This window comes from Occultella glacieicola (genome assembly GCF_004353825.1).
Lineage (GTDB): Bacteria > Actinomycetota > Actinomycetes > Actinomycetales > Beutenbergiaceae > Occultella > Occultella glacieicola.
The window spans coordinates 16,949-41,592 of sequence record NZ_SMNA01000020.1 but is presented as its reverse complement, the minus strand read 5'-3'; the positions used below and the strand labels follow the sequence as shown (position 1 = coordinate 41,592).

The window sequence follows — 24,644 nt, the reverse complement described above, 5'->3', positions numbered from 1 at the left end:
GGCCATCGAACAACAGCTGCCAGCCGAACGTCCGGCCGCCCAGGCGGCCATCGACTGGATCCAGCCGCAACTCGACCTGACCATCACCGACCTCGACGGTGGTGAGCAGCGATGACCAGCATCAGCCTCGGCGAGTACCTCGCGACACTGCCCTACCAAGTCGGCTACGAACTCACCGACCAACACGTCATGCTCGTTGGCGAGATCGGTGACACACCCGTAGTCAGTGCCTCGATCGAGTGGCACAGCGACCGCAGCGACGTGCACCAGGCCGAAGGCCTCGCCGCCCAACTCCTACCCGTCATGCAACGCAACGGCGCCACCGGACTCATGCTCATCGGGTACGGCAACGACGGTGCCACCCGAGTAGAAGCACTCGCCGACGCCATCACCGCCAGCTCAGCAACCCCGCCGGCCATCACCCTGGTCGAGGTCGACAACGACCGGTTCCGCGTCCGAGACGAGCTCGATCCGGACTGGTCCAAATGGGGCACGGTCTCGCCTCCCCCGATAGAGCTCATCGTCGAGGGCGGCTGGCCGGCGCCAGCCGCGACTCGAGAGGAGGTGATGGAACGCTACGCACCCCTGCCACAACCCACCTTCACCACACTCGCCCCGTCCGAAGCGCGGCGACTCGATGACCTCCTCCCCTCCCTCCGAGCAGAGATCGCCACCCGGACCCTGAGCCGGCTCACCGACGACCCCACCATCCACGACCCCAAGGCGTTCGCGACCATCGCCCACCTCATCCAAGGAGACCGGGCCGTCCGCGACGCCATCATCGTCGACGCCGCACGACCCCCCGCTCGCGCAGACACCCTGATCCGGCTCTACCGTTCCGCACCACAGGAGCTCCGGCCAGAACTGGCCGCTACCGCGGCAACCGCGCTGTACCTGTCCGGTTCAACCACCCTCGAGCCGACCGCAGTCCTCGCCCACGCCGACCCACCGAACCGCCTCGCCTACCTGACCAAGGCCGCCATCGAGACCGGCGCACCAGCAGAACAACTCCTCACCGGCCTCAGCGCCAGCGTCGTCCAGGGCCTCGCCGAAGCAGACCACCAACACGAATCCCAACTCACCGACAGACTCCGTGCCGCGGCCTTCCCAGGGCGAGCAACAACGACAACCGCCGTCACGGCACAACCGGCCTCCCGCAGGTCGCCCACAAGGGACAAGGGCAGCAGTCCCGAGTTGTAGCCCCCGGGACCGTGCTGTGGCCTGACCCCTCTACTCCGACGGCCTGGTAGAGCGGGTCAGGCCGGCGTCGACGGATCTGTCCGACGAGCGAATGCCGCCGCTGCACTCTCCGGGCCCCAGTGCCCGCGCCCGACGGCGACCTTCCCCTGCTGCCTGCCGCCGGGTCACGGGCCTGTGCTTCACCTAGGCAACGTCGTCAACTGCGAGGATGCTGGCGATGTGCAGGCCATCACGTTCCAGCGCCTCGTCGTAGCGCGAGAGGTTGCGAGCCGGCCCGGCCACGTAAGCCTTCTCGCCGCACGGTAGATCGACGATCACAACGGTGTCGCGCGGGTACGCGCGCTGAGCGATCCTAAGAATCTTGTTTGCCTTCTCAACGTCAAGCGGCGCGGTCACGGAAAACCGGACGAACACGATCTCCCGCTGACCCGAGGGATCCCGTTCGGCGAACCTCGGCCGAACGACCACATCGGCACCGCCGATGTTGATCGTGACCGGGTCGACGACAACGCGCTGGTGACGGCGCCACCGCCTGACGATTCGCTCCCACACCTCGGCGACGTGCCGGAAGTTCTCCTCACGCCCCCTACGCGCGCTGAGCGCCGCGGCGTACACGGCCTGACCATCGCGCGTCGTTCGACGGTCCTTCTCCACCCCTAGTCGAACATGGCGCCAGTACTCTTTGGCTGGGTCGTAGGGCGAGACATCGCGCAGCATTCGGGCCCGGTTCCGGAGCCGTGAGTCCGGCGTGGTGATGTACCCGATGTACTCACCGAGGCTAATTCGAGGTGTGTTCACTGTCGATCCCTCCACAGGGGTTGCGACCGTGAGAGCAGTCACTCTCGGCACGTCCGGTGCTCCTTGCCCACTGGGCCGTGCAATGATGCGGTACGAAGTTCTCCCAAGAACTGAACCGACACCCACAAGCGCGACTGATCTCGTTTGGTCATGTGTCATCGAAGCGGGTCGAGATGGTCTGAGTGTGCAACCACTCCCGGCTACTCGGCCCGCTTCAGGTTGCAAGAGGTTCCTGCTTCCTGGCGACGATTCTAGGTCGAGCCATGGACAGTGTGGGTAGGCGGTGCGGCGTGGCCTGTCGCCGTCGGCGCGCCGCACCCGGCGTGGCGCCCGGTTCGCCAGGCCCTGGTGAACCAAAGAAGCCCCGCCCCTGCTGACTCGAAGTAGCCGTTCTCATGCAGCGCCGCCAGGCGGAACGAACGAGTCGTTCTCGCGTGACGGGGCGCCGGTTGATGACGTCCTTCACGCATTACCTCAACCCGCCCACCCGTCGGGCAAGAAGACTGCCAGAGAGCCAGGCCGCTCGGACATGCCGGCGGCCCGGTACGCGCCCCTACGCCGGGCGCCTGCGCTAGTGCAGCCATCCCACAGAATCCGTGGAACGGCGGCTCTTGGGACCCCGTCTGACCACCTGTGCCAACGGACAGACCCTCAAGACTTCGCCCCAGGTTGATGAAGTCCTTCCAACAGTTTGCTGGTTGTGATCTTCAGAGCCATCGATGTTCTCCATCACCAACAACAGACCGCAAGGGGAGCCGGCGAGGAGCTAGTCGACGTCGCTGTCCCGGCTACTCCCGCACTCCTACGCCACGCCACGTCATCAGGCCTGGCTATCGCTGGACAGTCGCTCCTTCGGCTCCTTCGAGTTCAAGCCGCGCGTGTCCCCGCCGCATGTCCAGGAGGTGGTGCTCGAGGTCGTGCTGAAGATGCGCGAGGATCCAGGCTGGTGTCACTGGACCAGGCCCGCCCAGTTCGATCGCGCGGTCCGCGTCACCGTCGGCGACCTCCCGGAGGAGTTCACGCAGTTGTGCCGCCGCATCCTCGACGTCGCGCACCCGCGCCCGCGGCTCTACGCGGCCTTCTCGGATCACCACAATGGTCTCGCCAACCATCTCCATGCAGTGGGTGAGGTACTCCAGCGCCGACCAGGTCTCGGGGCTCGGGCGTTCGGCGGCACGGTCTCTGCTGGCCTCTGCGCCGAGCCGGACGAGGACCCTGTCCAGATCACGATCGGGTAGCGAGCGACGCGCATCGAAACCACACTCGTCGCACAGTTCCGTTCGACGACCATTGCCAAGATCGCGCCAGCCGTAACTCATCCCCCGGAGCATAGACAAGCGGCCCAGTCCGGGGCGAGAACCGGCGGGCACCATCCAGGAGGACGCGGTACTGAGCGGCCCTCTGCAGGGCCGCTATCTGCGATCCTCAGCGCATGACGCCGTACGGCTGGCAGCACCCCTTGGGACAGCGCACGTGGAGCGAGATCCTCCGTGACCTGGACGACTCACGAACCGGCCCCGCTGCTGCGATCGTCCGATCGATCCTGGCTTCGCCCACCGCATCAGAACTCGTAGGCGGCACCTCACTCAATGACCTGGTGGTCGGCGTCGCCCCTGGAACGGAACCACCCTTCGAGGTGATCGTGGTCCGGAGTCATGTCTCGATGGCACCCGCCCCCGCAGGCCGGGTCGTGATCGAGCATGAGGCGATGTCCGGGACGAAGGAGTCGATCGAGCGACCCCAAGAGGAGGCCGTCGCTCTGTTCTGGAAGTTCGTAGAACTGAAGTTCGGGATGGACTCGGGTCTGCGATCCCCTGTGCCACGGCAGGTCCTTCGGGTGCGAGTGACGATGTTCGCCGCCGATCGGGGTGGCCGCCGTTCCGTTGTCGATCTCGGCATCAACAGTCCGTACCGGCCCCATGTCGTGGTGGACGGCGGAGATGGCGAGCGACTCGGAGTGCAGTTCCGTATGGAGCCGGGAATCCGGCTCACGCCTGAGGTCGCGACCAAGTGCAGCGTGCTCCTGCTGTACCCCCTCGTCGACTACTCACCACTGCTGCCTGGCTCTCGCTTCACGATCGTCGAGGGACCCCGCGCCGTTGGCGAGGGTGACGTCATCACCGTCGTCCAGCAACCGCCAGACACGCGATAGGAACGCTCCTTGCAGATGCCACTCACCTTCTAGAAACCACCGACTGAGAGCCCGTCGAGCCTCGAAGCCGTCGTCATCGAAGCCCGCCCGCAACGACAGGTGCTCAAGCGGGCAATTGCTCGCACGTCGTTGTTGAGTTCCTCCAACCATCCGCAACCTTGGTTCTGAGCACCACTGGTGAGACGGGACGACAGCACGTGATCGACGTCAGGGCTATGGCTCACAAGTCAGCACGATTCTAGGCGCGCCCACCGGACCGGTTGAGTCGACTTCTGCAACGGGCATGAGCAACGCGGCACCACCCCCTTGCATGTTGGCCACGTTCGACGATGCCAACTGGATAGCCGGAGGGGGAGAACTCAGGGCCGCAGCGCCCGCCCGGCCGTTCAGCCCGGGATCTTCCGGGGGTCGTTGCCCGGTTCCACCGTGTCCTTCGCCCGGATCTTCCCGTCACGGCCGCTGACGCTCACCTCGCCACCGCCCTGGTTACGCACGATCTGCTTCGCGCGGTCGATCGCCTCAGCCTGTGTATCGGTGTGCGCAGAAGCCCGCTTGCCGCCCCCGGTCACATCCCATCCACCCTCGGGGTTAGGGACCACGTTCCTGTTCGCTGTCATCGTTCTTCGACTCCCCATTCCTGGGCGGCGAGGCCCGGTACCTCGACGTACCGCCACCCAGCATGGCAGAGACCCCCAGCCGATCTCCATATCGGCGACGGTTGTGTGGAACGTCGGGGTTTGTCGCGCCGGCCACGTACTCTCATTTGCGTGCCGACCTCCTCGACCCGCCGCCCAACCAGCGGCCACGTCTTCGTCGACGAGAGCAAGAAACGTGACTATCTACTCGTTGCCGCGGTCGTCATCCCCAGCGGACTGGCCCACGCGCGCCAGACGATGCGCATACTCCAGAAGCCAGGCCAGCGTCGCCTACACATGGTCAAGGAGTCCCCCGCTCGCCAGCACACCATCCTGTCTACAATCGCCACCCTCGGAGCCCAGGTCACCATCTACCAGGCCGGTGCGGGTTTCCGGAGCCATGTCGAGCGCCGTGGTGCATGCCTTGAACGACTGGTCGAGGACATCGCCGCGGCCGGCCACACCCGATTACTGCTTGAGAGCGAGCAGGGGGAAGAGGCCCGCGACCGTCGCATCCTGTACCGCCAAACCGATCAGCACGGCTGCCGCGACAGCCTGTCCTACGGCCACGCCACTGCCGCAAGTGAGCCGCTGCTGGCAATCCCAGACGCAATCGCGTGGGCCTGGGCTCGGGGCGGCGACGCGCGACGACGCGCCGAACCCCTCGTGACCAACCACATCCGACTGTAGAAAGCGCGAAACCCGAGCGCCACAACCGTCCGGAAGGGTCTCGGGTTCACTTCCCACCGCTACTGCAGCGAGCTTCGCCCATCCTAAGCAACGTTGCGCGTACGCGCAACGAAATGGCGCCGCGGCTCATGTGCGCTCGGCCACCGTGACGGCACCAACCTGCAACGGTGGTGCTGCCGCTGGTGACGTTCCGTAAGCCGATCGTCAACTGCGACACAGCGAGTTCGTGACCTGGGACCGCGGGGAGGACCGGTGGCAGAGCCACAACTCAACTTGGATGCCGCACGGCGGAGGCTGGACTCGTGTTGACTTCGAGCATGTCGAGTCCTCAGTCCAAGCCGCTACGGCTCCTGGCCATCCCGGCGAAGATGTACTCCCGCAGCGTCGTGAGGTACCCGTACCAGACCAACAGCGACTACGCGCACGCCTACCACTTTGCGGCCAAGCGCCTGGCAGGGACGTTCTCCAGCCAGCCAGAGGACGATCTCATCCTCTTGCCGTTTCTCCTGCTATACCGCCACGCCTACGAACTTCGGCTGAAGAGCCTGATCCAGTTCCTCGTCCAGACGCGGATGACCTACCGGGAGGGCGTCACACCTGAGCTGACCGAGGCAGGTTCGGACGAGCGGCTCAAGCAGGAGTTCGAGCACCGCCTGTACCAGCTGCTCAACGAGTCAAAGACGCACTATGCCGCACTTAACCTTCCCGACGCGTTCCCTCCGGCCGTTGAAACGGTCATCGCGATGCTGCATGAGGCAGACGGCACAGGTCAGGCGTTCCGATATGCAGGTCAGCTGCCGGAGACGCAGGAGCACACTGACTTTCCGGACTTGGCGAAGCTCCTCGATGAGCAATACAACACCCTGTCAGTGGTCGAGGACTACGTCGAAGGCTGCTACTTGCCCATGCCGACACTCACCGAACTTGCGTAGGACCTGCCGTAGCGGGTCCCCGGGAGCCTGTGTGGACTTAACCTCGCTCTGGGCCGATGTGCGGTGATTTGCTGTCCCGTATGCCGAACCTTCACCGGGACGCTGTATGGCGCCCGCTCTGTGTCAGCATCTACGCGGAAGGGATCGTCCCGTAAGACCCGCCCGCGAAAATGCCCGGTGAAGGGGCCCTAACCGGCGACACTTGAGGAGTGAGTGAACTCAAGATCGGCTACGCCCGCGTCTCTACCAACGAACAAGACCTCACAGCCCAACGCATCGGCCTGGAAGCCCTCGGTGTGCCGGCCGATCGCATCTACGTCGACCATGGCCTGACCGGCACCACGCGAGCCCGTCCTGGCCTGCGCGAGGCCCTGGCCGCATGCCGGTCCGGCGACACCCTCGTCGTGACCAAACTCGATCGGCTTGCCCGCTCGGTTCCTGACGCGCGTGACATCGTTGCCGAACTGACCGCCAGCGGCGTCCGCCTACAGCTCGGGGGCTCCGTTCACGACCCCACCGATCCCGTTGGCCGGCTGCTGTTCAACGTCTTGGCGATGGTGGCCGAGTTCGAGGCCGACCTGATCCGTGCCCGCACCCGCGAGGGCATGGCCGTCGCGAAGGCGAAGGGCCGGCTGCGAGGCAAGAAGCCCAAGCTCACGCCCCGCCAGGAAGCACACTTGGTCTCCTTGGTGCGCGCCGGCGAGCACACCACGCTCGAACTGGCCGAGCTGTTCAACGTCGGCCGCTCCACCGTCTACCGGGCAGTCCAGCGCGCCGGCGTCACGCAGGGCAACGAGTGACGGGGTCGCCTGAGCACCTGCAGCGTGTCTACCCTCGCGAGGCTTCCCGAAAAGGCTCAGGGGTCAGATTTCGGGCGAACAAGTTTCGGTCAGAGGTTTCGGTCACCTGAAGACGGCATGCCGACCTCGGAGTACGCACCGTCGAGCTCTGGCCCGATAACGATCGATTGTGGGCTGGCCGGGCCATGACGTACCGGTCGCGGAAGCGGGGCTGGCGGTCGCGGTTGCTTGGGGTTCACACTTGGGTTCATGACCGAAGGAGGGATCGAGCCGGAGGCGCCGAAGGCCGCATGGGCCAGGCAGTTCTCTGACGGACCGCCGATGCGGGAAAGCCTGGCTCGGCTCATCGATGTCGACTGCGGCCGCGACGCCGCTGAGAACTCCTACTTCGAGAGCGCGAACGACCCACGGTTCGTGATGATTGAGACTGCGCAACGACGGTTCAAGAGTCAGCTGCGGAGGCGGTTGAGGCACCGCGCATCCAGTTCGCGCGCGGCATCTGAACGAGACGGGCACTTTCAAGTCGAGTAGGGATCCGCCGGGCGGTGGCAACGAAACTCCCCCTTCCCGGGGTAGTCGCGCACGAGTCGGCAGAGCGGGCCGCACCCATTCGCGGGACAGTGGTCGCGCCGTTTTGGCCGTGCCGTCCCCGGCAAGTGCGACGCTACACAGGTGAATCATGAGGTAGGCAGCATCGACGACGACCGTGGTCCGCGCAAGCAATCGCGCCCGACTCGGGCGCGCGGAAGGGCTGGCTACAGGCGGCTCGAAGCCATTCTCGAGGCCGCCAACCTCGTCGTGCAGCGCGTCGAGACCGAGAACGACATCGGGCGCGATGCATTCGTGGACATCGTGGATGGGACGGACGTCACCGGCGGAGTAATCTGCGTCCAGGTGAAGTCTGGGACGAGCTTCCGTCACGAGGGGCAGTGGGTCGTGCCTGGTGCGGCTGCAGACTTCAGACTGTGGCGTGAGAGCACGGTTCCCTTCTTCGGGGCGGTCCACGACCCGGAAGACGACGCGCTCAGGTGGGTTGACCTTTCTCAGGCGGCCACGTTGGCCGGCGATGCCTATCTGTCACCGGTCATTCCTGGCCCCTATGGCAAACCATCTGTACCGGTCCCAGCGGAGAACCGCTTGGACGTCGACATCTCGCCGTTTCTGGACGCCGCCAGGACCTCGTTACGCCGTCGAAGTGGCTCGCCAGCGGCTGCCCTTCTCGCAGAGGACGCCGAGACCGTCGAGGTCGGTATCGCGGATACGTCCGCCGTTGGTCGTCACGATGCGACTGCGTTTCTCCTTCTCGCTGCTCTCTTCCATCGCTTACCGAAAGCTTGCCGCCGCTTGGCGGTCGTAGTACTTGCCATGACAACACCACACCCGGACGTGTTCTGGACGAAGCAGAACTGGATTCCGGAGCAGGTGAGCACTACCGTCCGGGAGAGGTGCCGGTGGACCGCAATCGATATCGCCGCACTCCTCGACGAGGTGGACGAGACCGGCATCACCCGCGGCAGTATCGGCCAGACCGTCTTTCACGTACTTGCGCTAGACCAGGACCTCCAGCCAAAGCTATTCAAGGCGGCGCTCGATCGTGCCCTTCCGGATTCCAACCGGTTCTGGGCCGCCGCGATCTTTCTCTACCTGGCGGGCGAGGACGCCCCGGGCGTCCTCGACGACCTTTTCGAGGCGGACCGAGCAAGCGGCAACGAGGAGGCCCTCTTCTCCATCTCGCACCGCCTGGAAGATGTCGAGGGCTTTCAGCATCTGATCCAGTCCATCGCGGAGTTCGGCTACGTGTCCCTCTTCTGACAGTCGAGGCCGACGACCTGAACTCTGAGGTCAACCGTCTGTTGCCCTCGGAGCCACTCGTGCGGATGAGTGAGGGGCTGCCACCGGGTGCGAACTTCGTCGTTCTCCGCGCCTCAGTTCTCAGGGGTTTACACCGGGCCGCCCAAGGGGACTGCGGCGCAGGCGCCGGCCACGTGGCCATCCGCGGCCCGCGTCGACGAGTCCCGGCAGCTCGGCCACGTACGCGGCCGCCAGGTCGGATGTCGCTGCGGTGGCGAGAATCGCCACTTGCTGCTCGTCCGCGATCGCCACCAACCCAGGGAGCACGAGGGACCGGAGCGCGCGCCCTCGACCTGTGCCAGCCTGCGTGGTGGCGTGGTCCTCGACATGCCAGCCGTGGCGCGTAGCAACGATGGCGAGTACTGCGTCTCGCTCTGGGCTCATGTAGTACCTCGCGCGCGGGCGGGCGACGAGCACGAGCTGCACCGGGAGCAGGAGCGGCACTGCCGGCCACCACAGGACCGCCAGCACGAGCGAGAGCGCCCGTCCCAAGCCGCGGCCTTTGCGTACGCCGTGCCAGTAGCCTCGCTGAGCCCACCAGACGAACCGCACACAGTCGCGTGCGCGTGGACTCGGCAGACCCTCCAGCGCCGGCGGGCGTGTCATCGGCTCAGTTGCGGCCCGCGATTGGGCTGCGCGGCCGCGGGCCGTGCAGCGTTCGCCGTGACGGTGCGGGTCTGAGGTGGCGTCGGGAATGATGCCTCCCTGGCGTCCGTCACGGCGCCGGCAAGAGGGACGCGGGTGCCGTCCTCCGCAATAGTGAATGCGTCGATGATCTCAGCGCGATCGAGCGGGATCCGGTAGTGCTGCTCGCCGTCCGGGAACTCGTCGTCGAGTTGCGCGTCGACATCGTCGACGCGCACGTGCACGACGGCGTCGCCGTAGCCGGCTGCGGCCTCGCTGTCGAAGTGTGTTGAGGCGAACGCCTCGGGGGTGTTCTCGCGGGTGAGGAATCGTCCGCTCGCCAGAATCGCACGTGCTGCTTCCTCCGTGGTGCGGTGGTATAGATCCATGACTACTCCGCGCCGTCCTGTGGGCGGTAGCTCTGCCGGCTGATGGCCGCCTGGGCTTGGTCGATGAGTCGGCCGACCTCGCGGGCCAGCTCGGAGGCCTGTTGGAGGTGCTGTGCCGCCTCCTCCACTGCGATGGCCGGATCGCTTCCGTCGTCCTGGTGGACGTCGTACTCCTCGAGCGAGCGCCTGAGCCCTCCGGCGATCTGGGTGAGGGCTTGTTGTAGGCCGTGCCCGCCGGCGTGGCTGAGATTGCCGAGGACGTTGTAGACGGTCGGCGCCGGGTAGGCGGTGGTGATCGTGGCGTGGTTGAGCCCACGGATCGCCTCGTAGGCCTGGTCAGCGAGTTGGGTGACGTCGTCCTCAGGGCTCATGTCTGCTGATCCTTCCGGGTGGGTGTGACACTCGTTCCGCTCGCCGGTGTCCTGTTGGCTTGTGCGATGCGGCTGATCTGATCTGGGCGGAATCCGCTCCAGTGGTCCTGGTCATCGATGACGACCACGGGGGCTTGGCTGTAGCCGAGCTCGTCGGTGACGTATTCACGCGCAGCGGCGTCTTCGGCGACGTCGACAATCCGGTAGGTGATGCCGGCCTTGTCGAGCGCGCGGTAGGTCATCTTGCATGGCATGCACTCGGGAGTGCTGTACACGATCGCGGTGAACACTGACGTATCCCTCCCCCCGGTCGTTCGCTTTTTAGTTGGCTTGCGGTCCCGGGGAGAGGGTCCCGGCTTCCAGCGCGTCGAAGGGTCGGCCGTCGTTGTACTTGGCCTCGACGCGGGCGGTTTCGGCCTCCAGTGCCCGGACGATGAAGTCACTGAAGGACCGGTATCCCTCCGGGCCCTGGGTGTAGCGGTAGGCTCCCCGCGCCCTGGCGACGATCTCGGGGTCGACGTAGAACGTGGCGGTGTTCGCCCGCTTCTTCTTACCGCCCTCGGGCGCCGGTTCGCTCTTCTTCGTGGGCGCCTCCGTTGGCGGGGTTGCGGGTGCCGGGACGGACTCGATCGGGGACGGCGCCGCGGGGTGGGCGGTGCCCAGGCTCGAGGTCCGCCGTGCTGGCCTGGTCATGGCTTAACTCCTTCGATCGTTGCGAGGTGTTGGTCGTAGATGACGACGAGCTCTTCGGATCGCCGTGAGGGCCACTGGTCCAGGCCCGTGGCGGCCTCGAGCGAATCGGCGATCGCAGCCCGCTTGGGCACCGCGGGCTCGATCATCGGCAGCGCGCTGGCGATCTGTTCGAACCATTCGCGCCCACCGATGGTGCGGTCCTCGTGCTTGTTGATGACGACGCCGGCGATCCGCAGCGTTGGTGCGTAATGTTCGCGCACGGTCTCCACGGTGCGGGTGAGTTTCGCGATGCCTTCGGCGGACAGCAGTTTGGATTCGCTGACGACAACGACCACCTCTGAGGCGGCGAGTGCGTTGATCGTCAGTTGGTCCAGGCTGGGCGGGCAGTCGATGAGGACCAGGTCGTACCGCTCCCCCACCGTCTCGATTGCGCTGCGTAAGCGCCCCTCGCGTCCGGCGCCGGCGGTGACGAGTTCGTCTCGGACGAGCTCGAGGGTGGAGCCGACGGTCGGGACCAGGTCGACGCCTTCCCACACGGTGGGCACCGTGACGTCACTGATGCCCTCGCGGGACCGTGCTGAGAGGACGTCGGCCAGGCCGACGCTGTCTTCGGGCAGCGGTTCGGCGCTGAGGACGGTGGTGAGGTTGCCCTGGGGGTCAGCGTCGATGACGAGCGTTCGGCGGCCCGCTCGGGCTGCCGCTCGAGCCAGGTGGAAGGTCTCGGTGGTCTTGCCGACTCCCCCTTTCTGGTTGCAGATGGCCGCGACGAGCGGATGCGTCATGTTGGTGCTCCTGTCTCGTGGGTGGTGCGCCCCGGGGCGGAGGGTGTGTGTTCGCCTCCGCCCCGGGGACGTGTCAGTCCTGGTTCTCGCTCTTGCGTGGCTTGCGGGTCACGGTCGCTGTGGCGCGCCTGAGGCTCGCTCCGATGACATCTGCGGTGATGACCTGGCTGGTGCGTCGTTCGCCCTGTGCGGTCTCGTAGGAGTTGGTGGTGATCGTGCCGTATCCGACGACGGCGTCGCCCTTGTGTAGGGACTCCGCGACGTTCTCGGCCTGGTCGCCCCAGACGGTCACGTTGAATGCGTTTGGCTCGGGGTCTTCGACCCACTTGCCGGCGTCGCGGTCGTAGTGTCCGGTGTTCTCTAGCACGCGTAGGTTGGCGACCGCGCGCCCGCTCGGCGTGTAGCGGATGGTGGGATCCTCGGTGAGGTTCCCGGCGATGGTGATGGTGCTCATGGTGTCTCCCCTTCTCGGTGTCCGTTCCGAGCTGACCGCGGTGTCACGGCCTGCCCCCGTACCTTCATTATGTGCGTTGCTTGGGTTACACACAATGCTTGTGTTGCGCGTGTCCCGCGTGGCGAGTGCATTGCGTGCGTTGCGCGTATCTATCGTGTGAGTTGCCGAATCTTGTCGGGTTGGAAGCCGGCCCAGGTGTGGGTCTCGGTGACGACGACGGGTAGGGCTTGATGTCCGGCTTCGCGCAGCTGCTCGGCGACGTCGGGGTGTTCGTCGAGGTTCACGACAGAGTAAGTGATTCCTTCGCGATCGAGCGGGCCGCGTGTGAGGCGGCAGGCTTGGCAGTTCGGCCTGGTGTAGATGGTGATCATGGCGACCTCCTACGGGATGTGTGGTTGGGGTGGGCCGCTTCTCCTCCCCCGTTACTTCCGATAGCCGGAGGCAGCCGTTGCGGCCGGTAGTGCTGTCCAGGGTCGAGCGCAGCTCGATCACGTAGTGACGCCGCAGGCGCCCTTGACCGCGCGGACGGTCCGTGATGGATCCTCAAAGGCCGGATGGCGGGGGCGTAGCCACCGAGAAGACACAGCACCGGCCCACCGGGCCGGTTCCGCCACGGCGGCGAGGCCGCCGGGCCTTGGTCCTTGTTCAGGCCACCCGACCGCCGGTGGGGCGCTTCAAGGGCCGAACTCTTCGCTGAGGGCGTTCGTTGCTGCTTGGGCTGGAGCGGTGCCGGCCTCGAACTCGGCGAGCCAGTCGCGGTCGGCGAGCTGCTGGTGCCCTCGTGCGATGCGCAGGGTGCGGGCCAGGCGCGCGTCGAGTTCGAAGAGCCAGGCGGCGAAGCGCTCTCCCCCGGGGCCGGCGCCATGTTCGGCGAGGTAGGCCCGGCCGAGCCGGTTGCTTCGCATGCGCTCGATGATCTGGTCGGTGGTGAGCATGGCTCCTCCTGTTGTGTGTGTTGCACGCATTACGGGTGTTGTGTGTAATGCCGACATCGTCAGGCGGCTTCGGTTTGGGCCGGTTCGGTGATGGCTTCGGCGAGGGTGTGTGCGGTGCGCAGCACGCGTGAGGCGGTCTCCTTGATGGTCTCGGCGTCTGCGTTGCTCCATCGGGCGACGTAGCCGATGCTGTAGGCGCTGGTGTCGAGTTCGTGGATCCCGGCCACGATGTAGGCGACGCTCTCGGCTTCTGTCTCTTTGATGCCTCGGTGCTGTGCGATCTCGGCCGGGTCCTGGTCGGCGTGCATGATGACGTGCGCGGCTTCGTGCAGGGCGGTCTTGGCAGCCTGTGCGGGGGAGAGGTTTGCGTCGATGACGACGCGGCGGGTGCCGTCGGTGGTGGTGTAGCCGTTGGTTTCGCCGGGGATCGGCTCGCGCTCGACGGTCCACCCACGGTCGGTGAGGTAGTCGGTGACCGCGTCCGCGATGCCTAGCGGGTCGTCCCCGGTGAGGCGGCGGGCGATGGTGCCGGGCTCCTCGGCCTCGGGGTCCTTGGCCTCGGTCTGGGAGATGTCGAACACCGACACGGGGAAGAACCGTGTTCGGCGTTGCTCCTTCTGCTCGCCGGTGTTCGCGTCTTCCTCGGTGGTCACGATGTCGCGGCCGCCGTAGATCCGGATGGCGTTGGGGCCGCCTTCTCCTTTGCGGACCTGGCGTCCGAGCTTCTGCCACGTCCCGTAGCCGGCGACGTGGGTTGCGTGGGGCTTCTGAGCGAGGATCAACAACAAGTTGTTGATGCTGTAGCGGTGGAATGCCTGGGCGAAGTCGAGGAAGCGGGTCCATGCCTCGGAGTCACGCAGGATCTCGACCTGATCCACGATCAAGGCGTGTAGTGCGGCGGCTTCGGCCTGGCGTTCTTCGGTGCTCTTGGTGTTCTTGATCTTGCGGGCCATGGTTCCTCCGGATTGCGTACGTTGCGGGCGTTACGTGTGTTGCGCGTAACTGGTTGGGTTATCGCGTTCCCCCCGTCACTTCCGATAGCCGGAGGCAGCCGTCGTGGCGGCCGCACTGTCCAGGGTCGAGCGGAGCTCGATCACGCCAGTGACGCCGTAGGCGCCCTTGACCGTGCGGGTGACGCGTTGGATGGTCAGAGGCCGGATGACGGGGGCGTAGCCGCCGGCACAGCACAGCACCGGCCCACGGGCCGGTTCCGCGCTTGGCCCGGGCCGGCGCCAGCCGGCCGCCGATGGGGCGGGGTGACCGGCCCGTCGGGCCGGTCACCTGCGCGTGTCAGTGGGGTTGTTGGGTGAGTTGCTCGACGTCGCTGAGGGTGTAGCCCCAGCGGGTGAGTGCGGCGAAGTAGTCGGTGTCGGTGGCGTTGCGCCAGGTGTGTACTCCGGTGTTGTCCTCGATGGCGGCGAGCACCAGGACGAGGGTGATGTGCGCGGCTCTGGCGGGGGAGGCCTTGGCGATGGTGTCGTTGAGGCTCCGGTCGCCGTATCCGGTGGACTCGGCCAGGCCGAGCAGCTGGCGGGCGAGTCGGTGGCCTTGGGTTGCAGCCTTGTCGAGCGCGTAGTTGTTGCTGACGAGGCTGTTGGCCACGAACTGGGCTGCGTCCTTGGGGCTGGTCTTGCGGGTGGCGAACGTGGTGAGCCACTCGCGCCGGACGGTTTCGGCGGATTTCCAGGCCTTGTTGTTGGCGATGAGTTCGCGACGTTCGGCCTTCTGTTCCTCGGTCATCGGCCCGGTGGTGCTCGCGTTGGAGGTGGCGTGCCGGTCGATGAGGCCGTGCTTCTTGGGCGTGGGCAGGTAGTAGGTGACTTCGACCTCGCCGCGCCATCCTGCTCGCACGTGGGCGCGTAGGTCGGGGTTGTCGTAGTAGTCGGCCGGGTCGATCGCTGCTCCGTATTCGCTCTTTGCGGGGCGGTAGCCGCTGAGGTCCTTCAACTCGGAGTCCCAGGCGGGGCGTTCGGTGAGGAGGGTGACGCCTGCCTCGGTGAGCCTGGCCGTTTCGGCTTGCGCGGCCGCTTGCGCGTCGCGGTCGTCGCGGGCGCGTTGGGCTGTGTGGTCGAACTGCCCGGGTTCGGTGATGGCGATGTTGGTCAGGGCCTCGAGGGTGTCGGTGTCGTCCTCGAACTCGGCTAGGACGGCGGCCTGGGCGAGGGTCAGGTCATGGGTGGCGAGTGCGTGCTTGGCTGCGGCGCTCTCGGCGACGGTGAGGCCGGTTTGGACGTCTTTGCGGCCGTGTCCGGTTCGCTTTGCGATCTGCGCGGCGCTGAGTCCGAGTACTGCGAGTTGTTCCCAGGCTGCGGTGCGGTCTGCGTCGCTGAGCGTGCGTCGTTGGTCGTTCTCGACGATCTGCTCGACGAGCCGGTCTGCGTCGTCGCCTGCGGGGACGATGTAGGCGGGGATGGTGTCGAGGCCTGCCTCGATGGCTGCGAGGGTCCGGCGTTGTCCTGCGCGCACGTGCAGGGTTCCGTCCTCGTGGGCGATCGCGATGATGGGTGTCAGCACGCCGTGCTGGCGGATCGAGTCCACGAATGCTTTGTCGAGGTCGGCGTCGCTGCGGACGTTCGTCTCGATGGTGAGCGTGGCCGGGGCCACGTGGGTGAGGGTTCCGGTGTCGGTCATGGTTCCTCCTGTTGTGTGTGTTGCGTGCGTTGCGCGTAACTGCTTTGGGGTGATCGTTCTGCCCCCGTCACTTCCGATAGCCGGAGGCAGCCAGCGGGTCCGAGGGTGCTGTCCAGGGTCGAGCGGAGCTCGATCACGCAGTGACGCCGCAGGCGCCCTTGACTGGGCCCTCGGACCCGTTGAACCCTCAAAGGCCGGATGACGGGGGGCAAAGCCCCCGGGACAACACAGCACCGGCCCACAGGGCCGGTACTACTCGGGTTTCGGGTTCGATCGCGCCTTGGTGACCGGCTACGGGGCTTGGGTCGGAGTGCGCAGACGCTGGCGCCTATGGCGGCTGTGCGCGTAGTTCGCCTGGCCGCGGGAGCCGCGACGTCGCGTTGATGATGCTTCCGCTTCTGCCGTTCGCTTCGTTGCGTGTGTTGCGTGCATTACTGGTGTTGCGGGTGTTCCGTGTGGTCCCCGCGTTCGTCGTCTTGTTGTCGTTCTTGGTATCGCCTGATCCCCGCGGCGGTGGCGATCTGTCGGACTCGCGCGGCGCCGATGTCGTATTGCGCACTGATGACTGGGTAGGGGATTCCTTGGCGGGCGAGCTCGAGGATCGCGGTGTCCCTGCTGGTGTCGCTTCGCTGCTGGGCTTTCTGGGAGATGAGCTGGGCGCGGCAGGTGCTCGAGCAGGTGCGTCTGGTGGAGGTGTTGGCGGGCATTCGGCACCATTGGGCGCCGCAGATGGTGCATTCCTGGATCTCGCCGGCGTGGTGCATCTGGACGGGGGCGAGGAGCGGGCGGCCGCGGCGGGTGCGTTGCCAGTGCATTTGGCATAGGCCTCGGGCGAAGAGTTTGCGGTCGCAGTCGATCACGGCGCACGACTTGCCTCGTCCTTGAGGTTCGGCGGGTGGCCGGTGGTTTGTTTCCACGCGATCCATCTTGGTCCGTGGCGCCAGGGGGCGCCATGCCCTGGTGATGGTCTGTGGATAGTTGCCGGTTGAGCGGCGGGGGGAGAATGCTGATTCGGACCGGTCGCACGAACGGATGTTCTAGACTTGTTGGATGACTGGGGAGGGTAGGCATCCGGAGCGGGTGCCGCTGCGGGCTGCGGCTGAGTCGCTTCCGATGGGGGCGCTTGGGGGGCCTATGACCGAGCCTCGGGCTCCGATCGCGGTGCAGGTCTGGGTGAGCCGGCCCCGCGTGGGTGTGGTGCGCACTGATGGCCTGGCGACGGCGTGGACGCCTCGGGCGGTGCGGGTGCGCCTGGTCGATGAGCACGACCGGACCGAGGAGGTGTGGGTGTGGGCGAACGCGGTCGAGCGGGCGTGAGGTATCAGTTCTGTTGCGCATCGCCGCAGCCTTCGGTTTGTTGTTCAGCGTCGAGGTATTCCTCGGGGGAGCGGGCGTTGGTGCGTCCGGTTCGGAAGGCGTCCCACCAGGCCTTGACTCGGTCTCGGGCCTGGTCGTGCCGGCCGTCTGCGTGACGTAGTGCCCGGTCGTTTGCTTCGGCTTGGCGCCGAGCTGCCTGCCTGGCGCGGTTCTCCGCGTGTGTGGCTGCGGCGCGTTGGCTGGGGGAGACTCGCACGACGCCGTCGGTGGTGCGCCAGGGGCGTAGTCGGTGGGTGAGCCAGGCGCCGGTGTTGCCGACTCCGGTGGCGCCGTCGTGGTGCCAGTGTGCGTTGTTGGGGCGTTGGTCGATGGCGAGGATGACGTCTCCGACGGTCCAGCCGGCGAGGAAGAATTCGCGCAGGATGGAGCGGATGTGGCGGTCGGTGATGGTGCGTAACGCCGGGAGGCGGCGTTGCAGCTCGGCGGCAGCGCGCAGCATGTTGTCCTTGCCGCTTGGCGTTACGGAGCTTGGCCACAGTGGGACGTGTCGCCAAGCGGCTCGCTGTGGCGGCCGCGGAGCGGCCAGAGGGTCGGTGCCGCGGAGCGGCTCCGTTTGGGTTCGAGAGTCTTCGCGCGCGTGTGTGCGGGGGGCAAGACCAACCCCTACCGGGGGAGGGGTCTCATTTGTATTCACAGGCAGGTGGGGCGGGTGCGGGTTGACCTGGTCGTCGTCGGTGACCAGGTGCAGGGGTGAGACCTCGCAGAGGACGTAGACCGCGGCCTCGTTGCGGGGGTCGTTGGGTCCGTTCATGGCTGGGACTGCGCGGGCGGGGACCTTGCGGCGGCTCAGGGATCCTCCGGGTGCGCATACGCCGCGTCGTCCGGTGGAGACGACGCCTAGTAGGCCCCAGGCCTCGAGTGTGGCGAGGGCTCGAGCTACGGTCGCTCGGGAGCGGCCGGCTCGAGCCTGTAGGTGTGCCCAGGTCGGCATTGACGTGCCGTCGGCGCGGGCACGTTCGAGGAGCGCCAGGGCGACTCGGTGGAGCGTCTGGGCGCGGTCGACGCGCACGTTGGCCTCGTCGGCCCGTTGGTCGACGAGGGCCACAAACTGGCTGAGGCGGCGCAGTCTGTGCGAGCCGTGGGGCACGGCTGTAGCGATCGCCAACGGTGCACGCTCGCGGAGTCGGCTTGTTCGCCGGCGCCGCGAGGGCGCCGCGACACGCGGGCGCGTGGGGTCGCCGGAAACTAGCGGGGATGCTGACGCGGGAGGTATGGTGTGCTCCAAGCGTTAGGACACGCCTCAGGGTGTGTCGGTCTGAGCTACTCACCGCCCCGCCGCCAAGCAAAGAGGGTGAATAGCTTCGGATACCGGGCCGGCCCGTAAGGGCCGGCCTTCGCTTTTGTGTGGAGTTATGCGCTTTGGTTCAGGCGCATCTCCTCTCGGATCGTCAGTAGTTCGCCCTGCGCGTTGGCAGGGGAGTCCGTGGTGGCCACGTGCTGGACCAGGACGCTCGCGATGTACTCGCTGATGGAGAGTCCGAGCGCATCGGCTCGTCTCTCGACCTCATCCGCCTGGGACCGCGGCACTCGAGCGGCCAGGAGGCGACGATCACCCTTGTGCGGCTGCCCGCCGCCATGTCGTTTGCGCACCATGGGTACATCCTGGCGAATCAAACTGTTACGTCGCGGGAGGCGCAGACTGGCGGCGTGTCGCCCTATGCGCGCTCTAATCCGCGCGTCAGCGCTGTGGGGGTTCGCTGAGCCCGATGTACTGCCCAAGCTCCTCGTAGAGCCGTGTCGCCGCGCGCCGGTTGAGTGAGTACCGCGGCCGCGTCCCGCGGCGGTCACCGCCCGGCTGGTCGACGTCGACCAGCCCGATCTCCTCGAGGTACCACACGTGCCGTTGTGCCGGCCGGATGGAGAGGTCGAGGGCATCGGCGATCTCTCGGCTGGTTGCCGCGTCGGTCTTGGCGAGATGGGCAAGGATCGCCACTCGCACGCGGTTCCCGAACGCTTCAATGGCCATCTCCACGGTCTCCGGCAGCGGCGGTTGGACGTAGGCAGGCACGTGCCCATCTTGCCCGAGTCGGCCTCTGACAGTCCTGGCATCCCGCCTCACCTCATCTAAACACACTTAATGTGCTTCGTTGGGGTACTGTCTGAAACACACTGATTGTGTTTCAGGGTTCTGGGGGTGGCCGACATGGATGGGACGGGGGAGACGGCGGTACCGGCCCTGTGGGCCGGTGCTGTGTTGTCCCGGGGGCTTTGCCCCCGTCATCCGGCCTTTGAGGGTTCAACGGGTCCGAGGGCCCAGTCAAGGGCGCCTGCGGCGTCACTGCGTGATCGAGCTCCGCTCGACCCTGGACAGGGCCCTCGGACCCGCTGGCTGCCTCCGGCTATCGGAAGTGACGGGGGCAGAACGATCACCTCGCACCTACCAGGGAGGCTCACCTTGATCACTCGGTACGCGCACGGCGCCCGAGACGCAAATGCCCGCCACTGTGGGGTGTCGCGGCGGTGTGGTTGTATGCGACGACGGGGCCGGGGGGTTGTCATGGGCGGAGTGGCCGGGTGCAGTGGCCGGCGGTCAGTGCGGGCGAGGACTGCCGCTGTCGTTTTGCTGGTAGCGGTGGCTCTCGCTGGGTGCGCCCGGCAGGGCGATCCAGCACCAGAGCCTTCCTCGCAGACGCCTGCTGGCTCGAGCCCTTCCTCAGCCCAAGCGCAGACGGTTCCGGGGGCCAATGACGCGGATCTGGAGACGGCCCCGACGGATCCAGAACCCCCGGTGTGGGATGAGGCCGCGAGGATCTCAGCCGGGCAAACAGCGTCAGCTGCGGTGGCCGCGTTCGCGCGACCCGATCTGGACTATGCGGCGTGGTGGGAGGGGTTCTCCCCGTTCCTGACTGACATGGCCCGCGGCACCTACGGAACGGTCGACCCGGCGAATCTCACCGCATCAGCGGTGACCGGCGACCCGGTCCTGGAAGGCGAGGAGACGCCCTACCTGGCGTGGGTGCAGGTACCGACCGACGCCGGGGTGCTGCGGGTCCTGCTGAGTCGCACCGCTGCGGATGGCCCGTGGCTGGTGGAACGGATCGAGGAGATCTCGTGAATCGCGGCGCCGGGGTTGGCCTTGCCGCGATCATCGCCGCACCTCTGGCACTGATCTTCGGCCTGCTCCTGGTCGTGGTGATCCTCGATGAGGACTCATCTGATGCAGCGGCGGCGGCGGGTTCGTGCGATCTGTCGGGACAGATCACACTGGTCGACACCTCGGCGTTGCCTGGTGAGGTTGCCGGCTACTCGGGTCGCCAGCTCGAGAACGCCGCGATCATCATTGACGTGGCCGCCTCGCGTGGCCTCAGTGAGCGCGCGGCCGCGATCGCGGTCATGACGGCGATGCGGGAGTCGACCCTGCTGAACCTGGCGAATGCTGGGACTTACACCCCGCCGGCCTCGTGGACGGGGGATTGGGCCGCGCAGCGCTCGGTCGCGATTCTGTCGGTGGACTATCCCAACGATGGCGTGGCTGACGGCGACTGGGACTCGGTCGGCCTGTTCCAGGGTCGCCCATCTCAGGGGTGGGGCGGCGATGGTGAGCCGGCAGAGCAGATCCAGAATCTTCTCAACCCCACGTACACCGCGGGCCGGTTCCTCGACGCCCTGGTGGCGGTACCGGGGTGGGAGAACATGCTTCCTGCGGTTGCGGCGCAGACGGTCCAGCGCTCGGCATTTCCCGATGCCTACACCGAGGACTGGCAGCCGGCCCTGGACGTGGTCGCGGCCCTGGTCGACGTCGAGGTCACTCGCGGCGAGTGCGGTCAGTACCCCGGCACCGTCTCGGCCGGAGGCTGGGTCAAGCCCGTCGCGGGCGCTTCCTACAGCTCCGAGTACGGCATGCGCATCAACCCCGTGACCGGGGCCTTCACCGAACACGCGGGCAGCGACTTCGCCGCCCCAGCCGGCACGCCGATCTACGCCGCCACCGATGGTGTGGTCGTGCACGTCTCCTGTGACCGGTGGGAAGGCCGCTCCCCGTGCAACGTGCAGATCGACCACGGACTCGACGCCTCCGGGCGCCGGATCATGAGCCTGTACGTGCACATGTACCCCGACGGTGTCTTCGCCCAGGTCGGCCAGACCGTCAGCGCCGGGGACCACATCGCCGCCGTCGGCTCCAACGGCCAGTCCACCGGCGCGCACCTGCACTTCGAGATATGGATCGACGGCGACGACGTCGACCCCATGAACTACCTGCCCACCGTCGGCATCGCGATGCCCTGATGAAGAAAGAAGCGGAACCGATGACTGAACTCCCACCGGCGTTTCCCGCGGTCACTGCCACGGTGCGACCGGACGCCTCCGCTGAGGTCGTGTTCAACGGGGTCTCACACGTCCTCACCGCCGAGACCATTCCCGGCGCCCGGGAGGCAGTCTCGGCCTACGTCGCCTACCGAGCCGGCGAGACACTCGGCCGCGCGGTCCGTGCGACCGTGACCGACCCCGAAGGGCGCTTTGACCTCGTGATCCATCCGGACGGGTCGATCACCGAACAGCACACCACGCCAGCACACGAGCCCGCCCTCGGGCCTCCTGCGGCCGCTGCACCCGCTCCTCCCGCGGAACCCCCTCCCTTCGCACCTGAGGCGCCGGTGACAGCTGGCTTTGCCGCCCCCCACGCTTTCTCCGCGACGGCTGTCGTGACGCCGAGCGCGCCGGTGGCGCCGCCGTCGCGACGTGAGCTGCGCGCCTCATTCCTGACCACGGAGCAGGTCGAAGCACCCGCGGCCACCGGCCTGCGCGGGTTCCTGACCCGCGTCGGGGTTCGCACGTCTCCGAGCGCGGCCGAGCGTGCCTACCGCGCCGACGTGGAAGCGGTGTCCCAGCACTGGCCAGGTGTTCGCACGATCGCCGTGGTGAACGGCAAGGGCGGGGCGAACAAGACCCCCACGACAGCACTGCTGTCGGCCGTGTTCGCCCGCAACTCCGGCGCCGCGACGCTGGCGTGGGACAACAACGAGACCCGCGGGACGTTGGGATGGCGCACCGACCAGGGCTCTCACACCGCCACCATCCTGGACCTGCTGCCTCAGGCGGGCAGGCTCCTCGCCCCAGGTGCGAAGGCCGGCGACATCTCCCACTACGTGCACCACCAGCCGGCCGACAAGTACGACGTGCTCCGTTCGAACCCGAACCTGATCTCCGCAGACCAACGGATCAGCGCTGAGGACGTCGACGCGGTCCATGACGTCGCCGGCCGGTACTACCGGCTCGTCTTCGTCGACTCGGGCAACGATGAGTCGGCAGGGCATTGGCTGCGCATGATCAACAAGGCAGACCAGTTGGTGGTCGCTACCGTCGCTCAGAACGAGCACGCCGAAGCCGGTGCCCTCCTCCTCGAGGAGTTGTACCAACGCGGTGGCCGAGCCGCCCAACTCGCCCAAAGCGCCGTCGTCGTTGTCTCACAAGCTCGGGAGAAGGACACCAACCCCACGGCCGGGCAGATCGCCAAGGGCTTTGGCGAGTGGGTGCGCGAGGTCGTGACCATCCCCTACGACCGGGCGATGGTCGAGTCGGCCCTGCACTTCGACGCACTCCAACCCGCCACAAGACGCGCGTGGCTACGTGCCGGAGCTGCTGTGGCAGGTGGACTGTGAGCAACCCCTGGATCCAGCAGCCGATCGCGCCGGCGCCCTCTCCCGAGGAGCCTCCTGAGCCTGCCCGGCCGGCTGGGAGGGTGTGGTCGCCCCAGATCGGCGGGGTACCCGCCACCGACGCCGCGGACCGGCTGCGGTGGCGCGACGTGCCGCCCGGACCCGCGCTCTGGTGCGTGGGCACCCACGGAGGCGCGGGTGAGAGCACCGTCGCCCTGGCGCTCGGTGCCCGCACCACCGACCGCACCTGGCCGCAGACCCCGACCGGGACTGCGCCCGCCCGCGTCATCCTCATCGCCCGCACGAGCGCCTATGGCCTCATGAAGGCGCAGGCCGCGGCGCGGCAATGGGCGGCCGGCGAAGCCGGGACCGCCCAGCTGCTCGGCCTGGTCCTCGTCGCCGATGCTCCCGGCCGGCTCCCGCGACCCTTACGCGAACTGGCGCAAGTCATCTCGGGAGGCCTCCCCGCGACCTGGTCGATGCCCTGGGTCGAACCCTGGCGCCAAGGCGAGACGCCAACCCTCGACCACCCGGCCGTGCGCGCTCTCCGTGCCGCGGTCCCCAACGAGCTGTACCAACCCTAAGGAGAACAACCGCAATGAACATCGTTATGAGCCTGGCTGCCACCATCGGCGCCGTTGACGTCAATCCGACCGCGCCACCGGGATCAGAGAGGGTTCTGGACATCATCAACTGGCTCGCCTGGGCCGCGATGATCGCGTGCGTCGCAGGGATCATCATCACCGCGATCTTTATGGCGCTGTCGCACCGCCGCGGCGAGGGAGGCGAGCACGCCAGCCGACTCGGCTGGGTGATGGGCGGCGCAATCCTCATCGGCATGGCCTCCGGCCTTGTGGCATTCCTGACCTCCTAGACAACCCAACCGACCTTCGAACCGATCCACGAAGAGGAGAGGACAGATGAGGACCAGAGCTGACGAAGACACGGGCGAGGACCGGTCGCCGTGGCGACGACCAGCGTTCGTCGCCGCCGCAGCGTTCATCGCCGTGGTCCTGGTGGTCGGTCTCGCGGTAGTCCTGTGGCCACGAGGGTCCTCCTCCGAGGACCCACCTCCGACTGCCAGCACCACAAGCGACCCCGCGACGACTCCGACAACCAGCACTCCCACCCCGGAGTCGGACGACGAGAGCGTGTGCGGGCTCGAGGCGGGCCCGCAAGCAATCCCCGCCACGGCTCCCGAAGGCGCCGAGTGGGAACTGCTCGGCACCTTCGCAGCCCCATCCATCGAAGGCGTCGGTCCCGGCCTGGTCGCCGATGACGAGGTCCGGCACTGCTTCGCCCACTCACCAACGGGTGCGCTCCTCGCAGCCGTCAACTACGTCGCCCTGCAGTTCGTCGACCCGATCAACTCGCTCGATGAGCGAGTAGTGGCGGACACTCCCGAGACCCGGGATCGGCAGGAGTACCGAGACGCCCACCCTGATGAGCCTCTCGTCGAACTAACTTCGATGCAGTTGGCGGGCTTCCAGATTCGTGACTACACCCCGGGTTCCGTAGTTGTGGAGCTAGTCATGAGGCTCCCCGAGGGCGGCCTGCTCCTGTGGCCCGCACCCCTTCGTTGGGAGGCCGGCGACTGGAAGTTCCTCTACCCAGCGACCGGTGACCCCGGATTCCGTGAAGTCGACTCGCTTGCCGGCTATGTCGCCTGGGCAGGTGTGTGATGGGCCCCGAGTGCCTGGGTACCGCAGTCAACGCACTAGCTTGCGCCGCTA

Annotated in this window: 30 protein-coding genes; 14 read left to right on the top strand and 16 right to left on the bottom strand. The window is 67.0% G+C overall.

Annotated elements, in window-relative coordinates; all coding sequences use genetic code 11:
- The first annotated feature begins 111 nt into the window (after positions 1-111).
- Positions 112-1,200 carry a DUF4192 family protein gene (locus EXU48_RS23970; protein ID WP_133110229.1) on the top strand — a complete coding sequence of 363 codons (1,089 nt, stop codon included), beginning with the start codon at positions 112-114 and terminating at the stop codon, positions 1,198-1,200.
- Between the two features lie 183 nt (positions 1,201-1,383).
- Here the strand turns inward: EXU48_RS23970 and EXU48_RS23965 are convergent, their stop codons facing one another.
- Together EXU48_RS23965 and EXU48_RS23960 are read right to left on the bottom strand one after the other, a co-directional pair.
- Positions 1,384-2,049, bottom strand: coding sequence for a hypothetical protein (locus EXU48_RS23965; protein WP_133110228.1), 666 nt, complete (start codon positions 2,047-2,049; stop codon positions 1,384-1,386).
- A 779-nt stretch (positions 2,050-2,828) separates the two neighbouring features.
- The gene (locus EXU48_RS23960; protein WP_133110227.1) at positions 2,829-3,317 is read right to left on the bottom strand and encodes a DinB family protein; all 489 of its coding nucleotides are present in this window, start codon (positions 3,315-3,317) and stop codon (positions 2,829-2,831) included.
- 524 nt (positions 3,318-3,841) lie between these two features.
- On the opposite strand from EXU48_RS23960, the gene EXU48_RS23955 reads away from it, so the two are divergent.
- Entirely contained in the window at positions 3,842-4,150 is a 309-nt protein-coding gene (locus EXU48_RS23955; RefSeq protein ID WP_133110226.1) for a hypothetical protein, read from the top strand.
- Between the two features lie 386 nt (positions 4,151-4,536).
- Here EXU48_RS23955 and EXU48_RS23950 read toward each other — a convergent pair whose 3' ends face one another.
- Positions 4,537-4,767: a DUF2188 domain-containing protein gene (locus EXU48_RS23950; RefSeq protein ID WP_133110225.1), complete on the bottom strand. Its 231-nt coding sequence runs from the start codon at positions 4,765-4,767 to the stop codon at positions 4,537-4,539.
- A 150-nt stretch (positions 4,768-4,917) separates the two neighbouring features.
- Between EXU48_RS23950 and EXU48_RS23945 the strand changes: the two genes are divergently transcribed.
- The 4 genes from EXU48_RS23945 to EXU48_RS23930 all read left to right on the top strand — a co-directional run bounded on the left by EXU48_RS23945 (position 4,918) and on the right by EXU48_RS23930 (position 9,019).
- A complete protein-coding gene (locus EXU48_RS23945; protein WP_133110224.1) occupies positions 4,918-5,475 on the top strand; it encodes a hypothetical protein in 558 nt (185 codons plus the stop codon).
- A gap of 317 nt (positions 5,476-5,792) precedes the next feature.
- Positions 5,793-6,407 carry a hypothetical protein gene (locus EXU48_RS23940; protein WP_133110223.1) on the top strand — a complete coding sequence of 205 codons (615 nt, stop codon included), beginning with the start codon at positions 5,793-5,795 and terminating at the stop codon, positions 6,405-6,407.
- Between the two features lie 209 nt (positions 6,408-6,616).
- Positions 6,617-7,207 (top strand): recombinase family protein, encoded by a 591-nt coding sequence (locus tag EXU48_RS23935; RefSeq protein ID WP_133110222.1) that lies wholly within the window; start codon positions 6,617-6,619, stop codon positions 7,205-7,207.
- A gap of 672 nt (positions 7,208-7,879) precedes the next feature.
- On the top strand, positions 7,880-9,019 hold the full coding sequence (locus EXU48_RS23930; RefSeq protein WP_133110221.1) for a DUF4365 domain-containing protein: 1,140 nt from the start codon (positions 7,880-7,882) through the stop codon (positions 9,017-9,019).
- Between the two features lie 641 nt (positions 9,020-9,660).
- Here EXU48_RS23930 and EXU48_RS23920 read toward each other — a convergent pair.
- The 10 genes from EXU48_RS23920 to EXU48_RS23875 form a co-directional block, all read right to left on the bottom strand.
- On the bottom strand, positions 9,661-10,071 hold the full coding sequence (locus EXU48_RS23920; protein ID WP_133110219.1) for a hypothetical protein: 411 nt from the start codon (positions 10,069-10,071) through the stop codon (positions 9,661-9,663).
- Positions 10,072-10,073: 2 nt separating this feature from the next.
- Entirely contained in the window at positions 10,074-10,442 is a 369-nt protein-coding gene (locus tag EXU48_RS23915) for a hypothetical protein (RefSeq protein ID WP_133110218.1), read from the bottom strand.
- Entirely contained in the window at positions 10,439-10,732 is a 294-nt protein-coding gene (locus EXU48_RS23910; protein ID WP_328591673.1) for a glutaredoxin family protein, read from the bottom strand. Before EXU48_RS23910 ends, EXU48_RS23915 begins: the two co-directional genes overlap by 4 nt.
- A 31-nt stretch (positions 10,733-10,763) precedes the next feature.
- The gene (locus EXU48_RS23905; RefSeq protein WP_133110217.1) at positions 10,764-11,135 is read right to left on the bottom strand and encodes a ParB family protein; all 372 of its coding nucleotides are present in this window, start codon (positions 11,133-11,135) and stop codon (positions 10,764-10,766) included.
- Entirely contained in the window at positions 11,132-11,917 is a 786-nt protein-coding gene (locus EXU48_RS23900; RefSeq protein ID WP_133110216.1) for a ParA family protein, read from the bottom strand. Before EXU48_RS23900 ends, EXU48_RS23905 begins: the two co-directional genes overlap by 4 nt.
- A 73-nt stretch (positions 11,918-11,990) precedes the next feature.
- Positions 11,991-12,371 carry a single-stranded DNA-binding protein gene (ssb, locus tag EXU48_RS23895; RefSeq protein WP_133110215.1) on the bottom strand — a complete coding sequence of 127 codons (381 nt, stop codon included), beginning with the start codon at positions 12,369-12,371 and terminating at the stop codon, positions 11,991-11,993.
- A gap of 149 nt (positions 12,372-12,520) precedes the next feature.
- The gene (locus EXU48_RS23890; protein WP_133110214.1) at positions 12,521-12,742 is read right to left on the bottom strand and encodes a glutaredoxin domain-containing protein; all 222 of its coding nucleotides are present in this window, start codon (positions 12,740-12,742) and stop codon (positions 12,521-12,523) included.
- Between the two features lie 303 nt (positions 12,743-13,045).
- Positions 13,046-13,306 (bottom strand): hypothetical protein, encoded by a 261-nt coding sequence (locus EXU48_RS23885; protein WP_133110213.1) that lies wholly within the window; start codon positions 13,304-13,306, stop codon positions 13,046-13,048.
- A gap of 59 nt (positions 13,307-13,365) precedes the next feature.
- Positions 13,366-14,259, bottom strand: coding sequence for an ArdC-like ssDNA-binding domain-containing protein (locus EXU48_RS23880; protein WP_133110212.1), 894 nt, complete (start codon positions 14,257-14,259; stop codon positions 13,366-13,368).
- Positions 14,260-14,596: 337 nt separating this feature from the next.
- On the bottom strand, positions 14,597-15,937 hold the full coding sequence (locus EXU48_RS23875; protein ID WP_133110211.1) for a ParB/RepB/Spo0J family partition protein: 1,341 nt from the start codon (positions 15,935-15,937) through the stop codon (positions 14,597-14,599).
- 383 nt (positions 15,938-16,320) lie between these two features.
- Between EXU48_RS23875 and EXU48_RS23870 the strand changes: the two genes are divergently transcribed.
- Together EXU48_RS23870 and EXU48_RS23865 are read left to right on the top strand one after the other, a co-directional pair.
- Positions 16,321-16,761 carry a hypothetical protein gene (locus tag EXU48_RS23870; RefSeq protein ID WP_133110210.1) on the top strand — a complete coding sequence of 147 codons (441 nt, stop codon included), beginning with the start codon at positions 16,321-16,323 and terminating at the stop codon, positions 16,759-16,761.
- A 310-nt stretch (positions 16,762-17,071) separates the two neighbouring features.
- Positions 17,072-17,254: a hypothetical protein gene (locus EXU48_RS23865; protein WP_133110209.1), complete on the top strand. Its 183-nt coding sequence runs from the start codon at positions 17,072-17,074 to the stop codon at positions 17,252-17,254.
- A 4-nt stretch (positions 17,255-17,258) separates the two neighbouring features.
- Here the strand turns inward: EXU48_RS23865 and EXU48_RS25250 are convergent, their stop codons facing one another.
- The 3 genes from EXU48_RS25250 to EXU48_RS23850 all read right to left on the bottom strand — a co-directional run bounded on the left by EXU48_RS25250 (position 17,259) and on the right by EXU48_RS23850 (position 19,322).
- Positions 17,259-17,753, bottom strand: a complete 495-nt coding sequence (locus EXU48_RS25250; protein ID WP_235857245.1) for a hypothetical protein — start codon at positions 17,751-17,753, stop codon at positions 17,259-17,261.
- Positions 17,754-18,664: 911 nt separating this feature from the next.
- Entirely contained in the window at positions 18,665-18,907 is a 243-nt protein-coding gene (locus EXU48_RS23855; protein ID WP_133110207.1) for a hypothetical protein, read from the bottom strand.
- Positions 18,908-18,992: 85 nt separating this feature from the next.
- Positions 18,993-19,322, bottom strand: a complete 330-nt coding sequence (locus tag EXU48_RS23850; RefSeq protein WP_133110206.1) for an ArsR/SmtB family transcription factor — start codon at positions 19,320-19,322, stop codon at positions 18,993-18,995.
- Between the two features lie 771 nt (positions 19,323-20,093).
- Between EXU48_RS23850 and EXU48_RS24670 the strand changes: the two genes are divergently transcribed.
- The 6 genes from EXU48_RS24670 to EXU48_RS23820 all read left to right on the top strand — a co-directional run bounded on the left by EXU48_RS24670 (position 20,094) and on the right by EXU48_RS23820 (position 24,593).
- Positions 20,094-20,369: a hypothetical protein gene (locus EXU48_RS24670; RefSeq protein WP_165962971.1), complete on the top strand. Its 276-nt coding sequence runs from the start codon at positions 20,094-20,096 to the stop codon at positions 20,367-20,369.
- The gene (locus EXU48_RS23840; protein WP_133110204.1) at positions 20,366-21,541 is read left to right on the top strand and encodes a M23 family metallopeptidase; all 1,176 of its coding nucleotides are present in this window, start codon (positions 20,366-20,368) and stop codon (positions 21,539-21,541) included. Before EXU48_RS24670 ends, EXU48_RS23840 begins: the two co-directional genes overlap by 4 nt.
- Before the next feature lie 20 nt (positions 21,542-21,561).
- Positions 21,562-22,914, top strand: coding sequence for a MinD/ParA family ATP-binding protein (locus EXU48_RS23835; protein WP_133110203.1), 1,353 nt, complete (start codon positions 21,562-21,564; stop codon positions 22,912-22,914).
- Between the two features lie 80 nt (positions 22,915-22,994).
- Positions 22,995-23,495 carry a DUF6668 family protein gene (locus EXU48_RS23830; protein WP_133110202.1) on the top strand — a complete coding sequence of 167 codons (501 nt, stop codon included), beginning with the start codon at positions 22,995-22,997 and terminating at the stop codon, positions 23,493-23,495.
- A 14-nt stretch (positions 23,496-23,509) separates the two neighbouring features.
- Positions 23,510-23,785, top strand: coding sequence for a conjugal transfer protein TrbC (locus EXU48_RS23825; protein WP_133110201.1), 276 nt, complete (start codon positions 23,510-23,512; stop codon positions 23,783-23,785).
- Positions 23,786-23,918: 133 nt separating this feature from the next.
- Complete coding sequence (locus tag EXU48_RS23820; RefSeq protein ID WP_165962970.1) at positions 23,919-24,593, top strand: hypothetical protein; 675 nt, start codon at positions 23,919-23,921, stop codon at positions 24,591-24,593.
- The last annotated feature ends 51 nt before the right edge of the window (positions 24,594-24,644 follow it).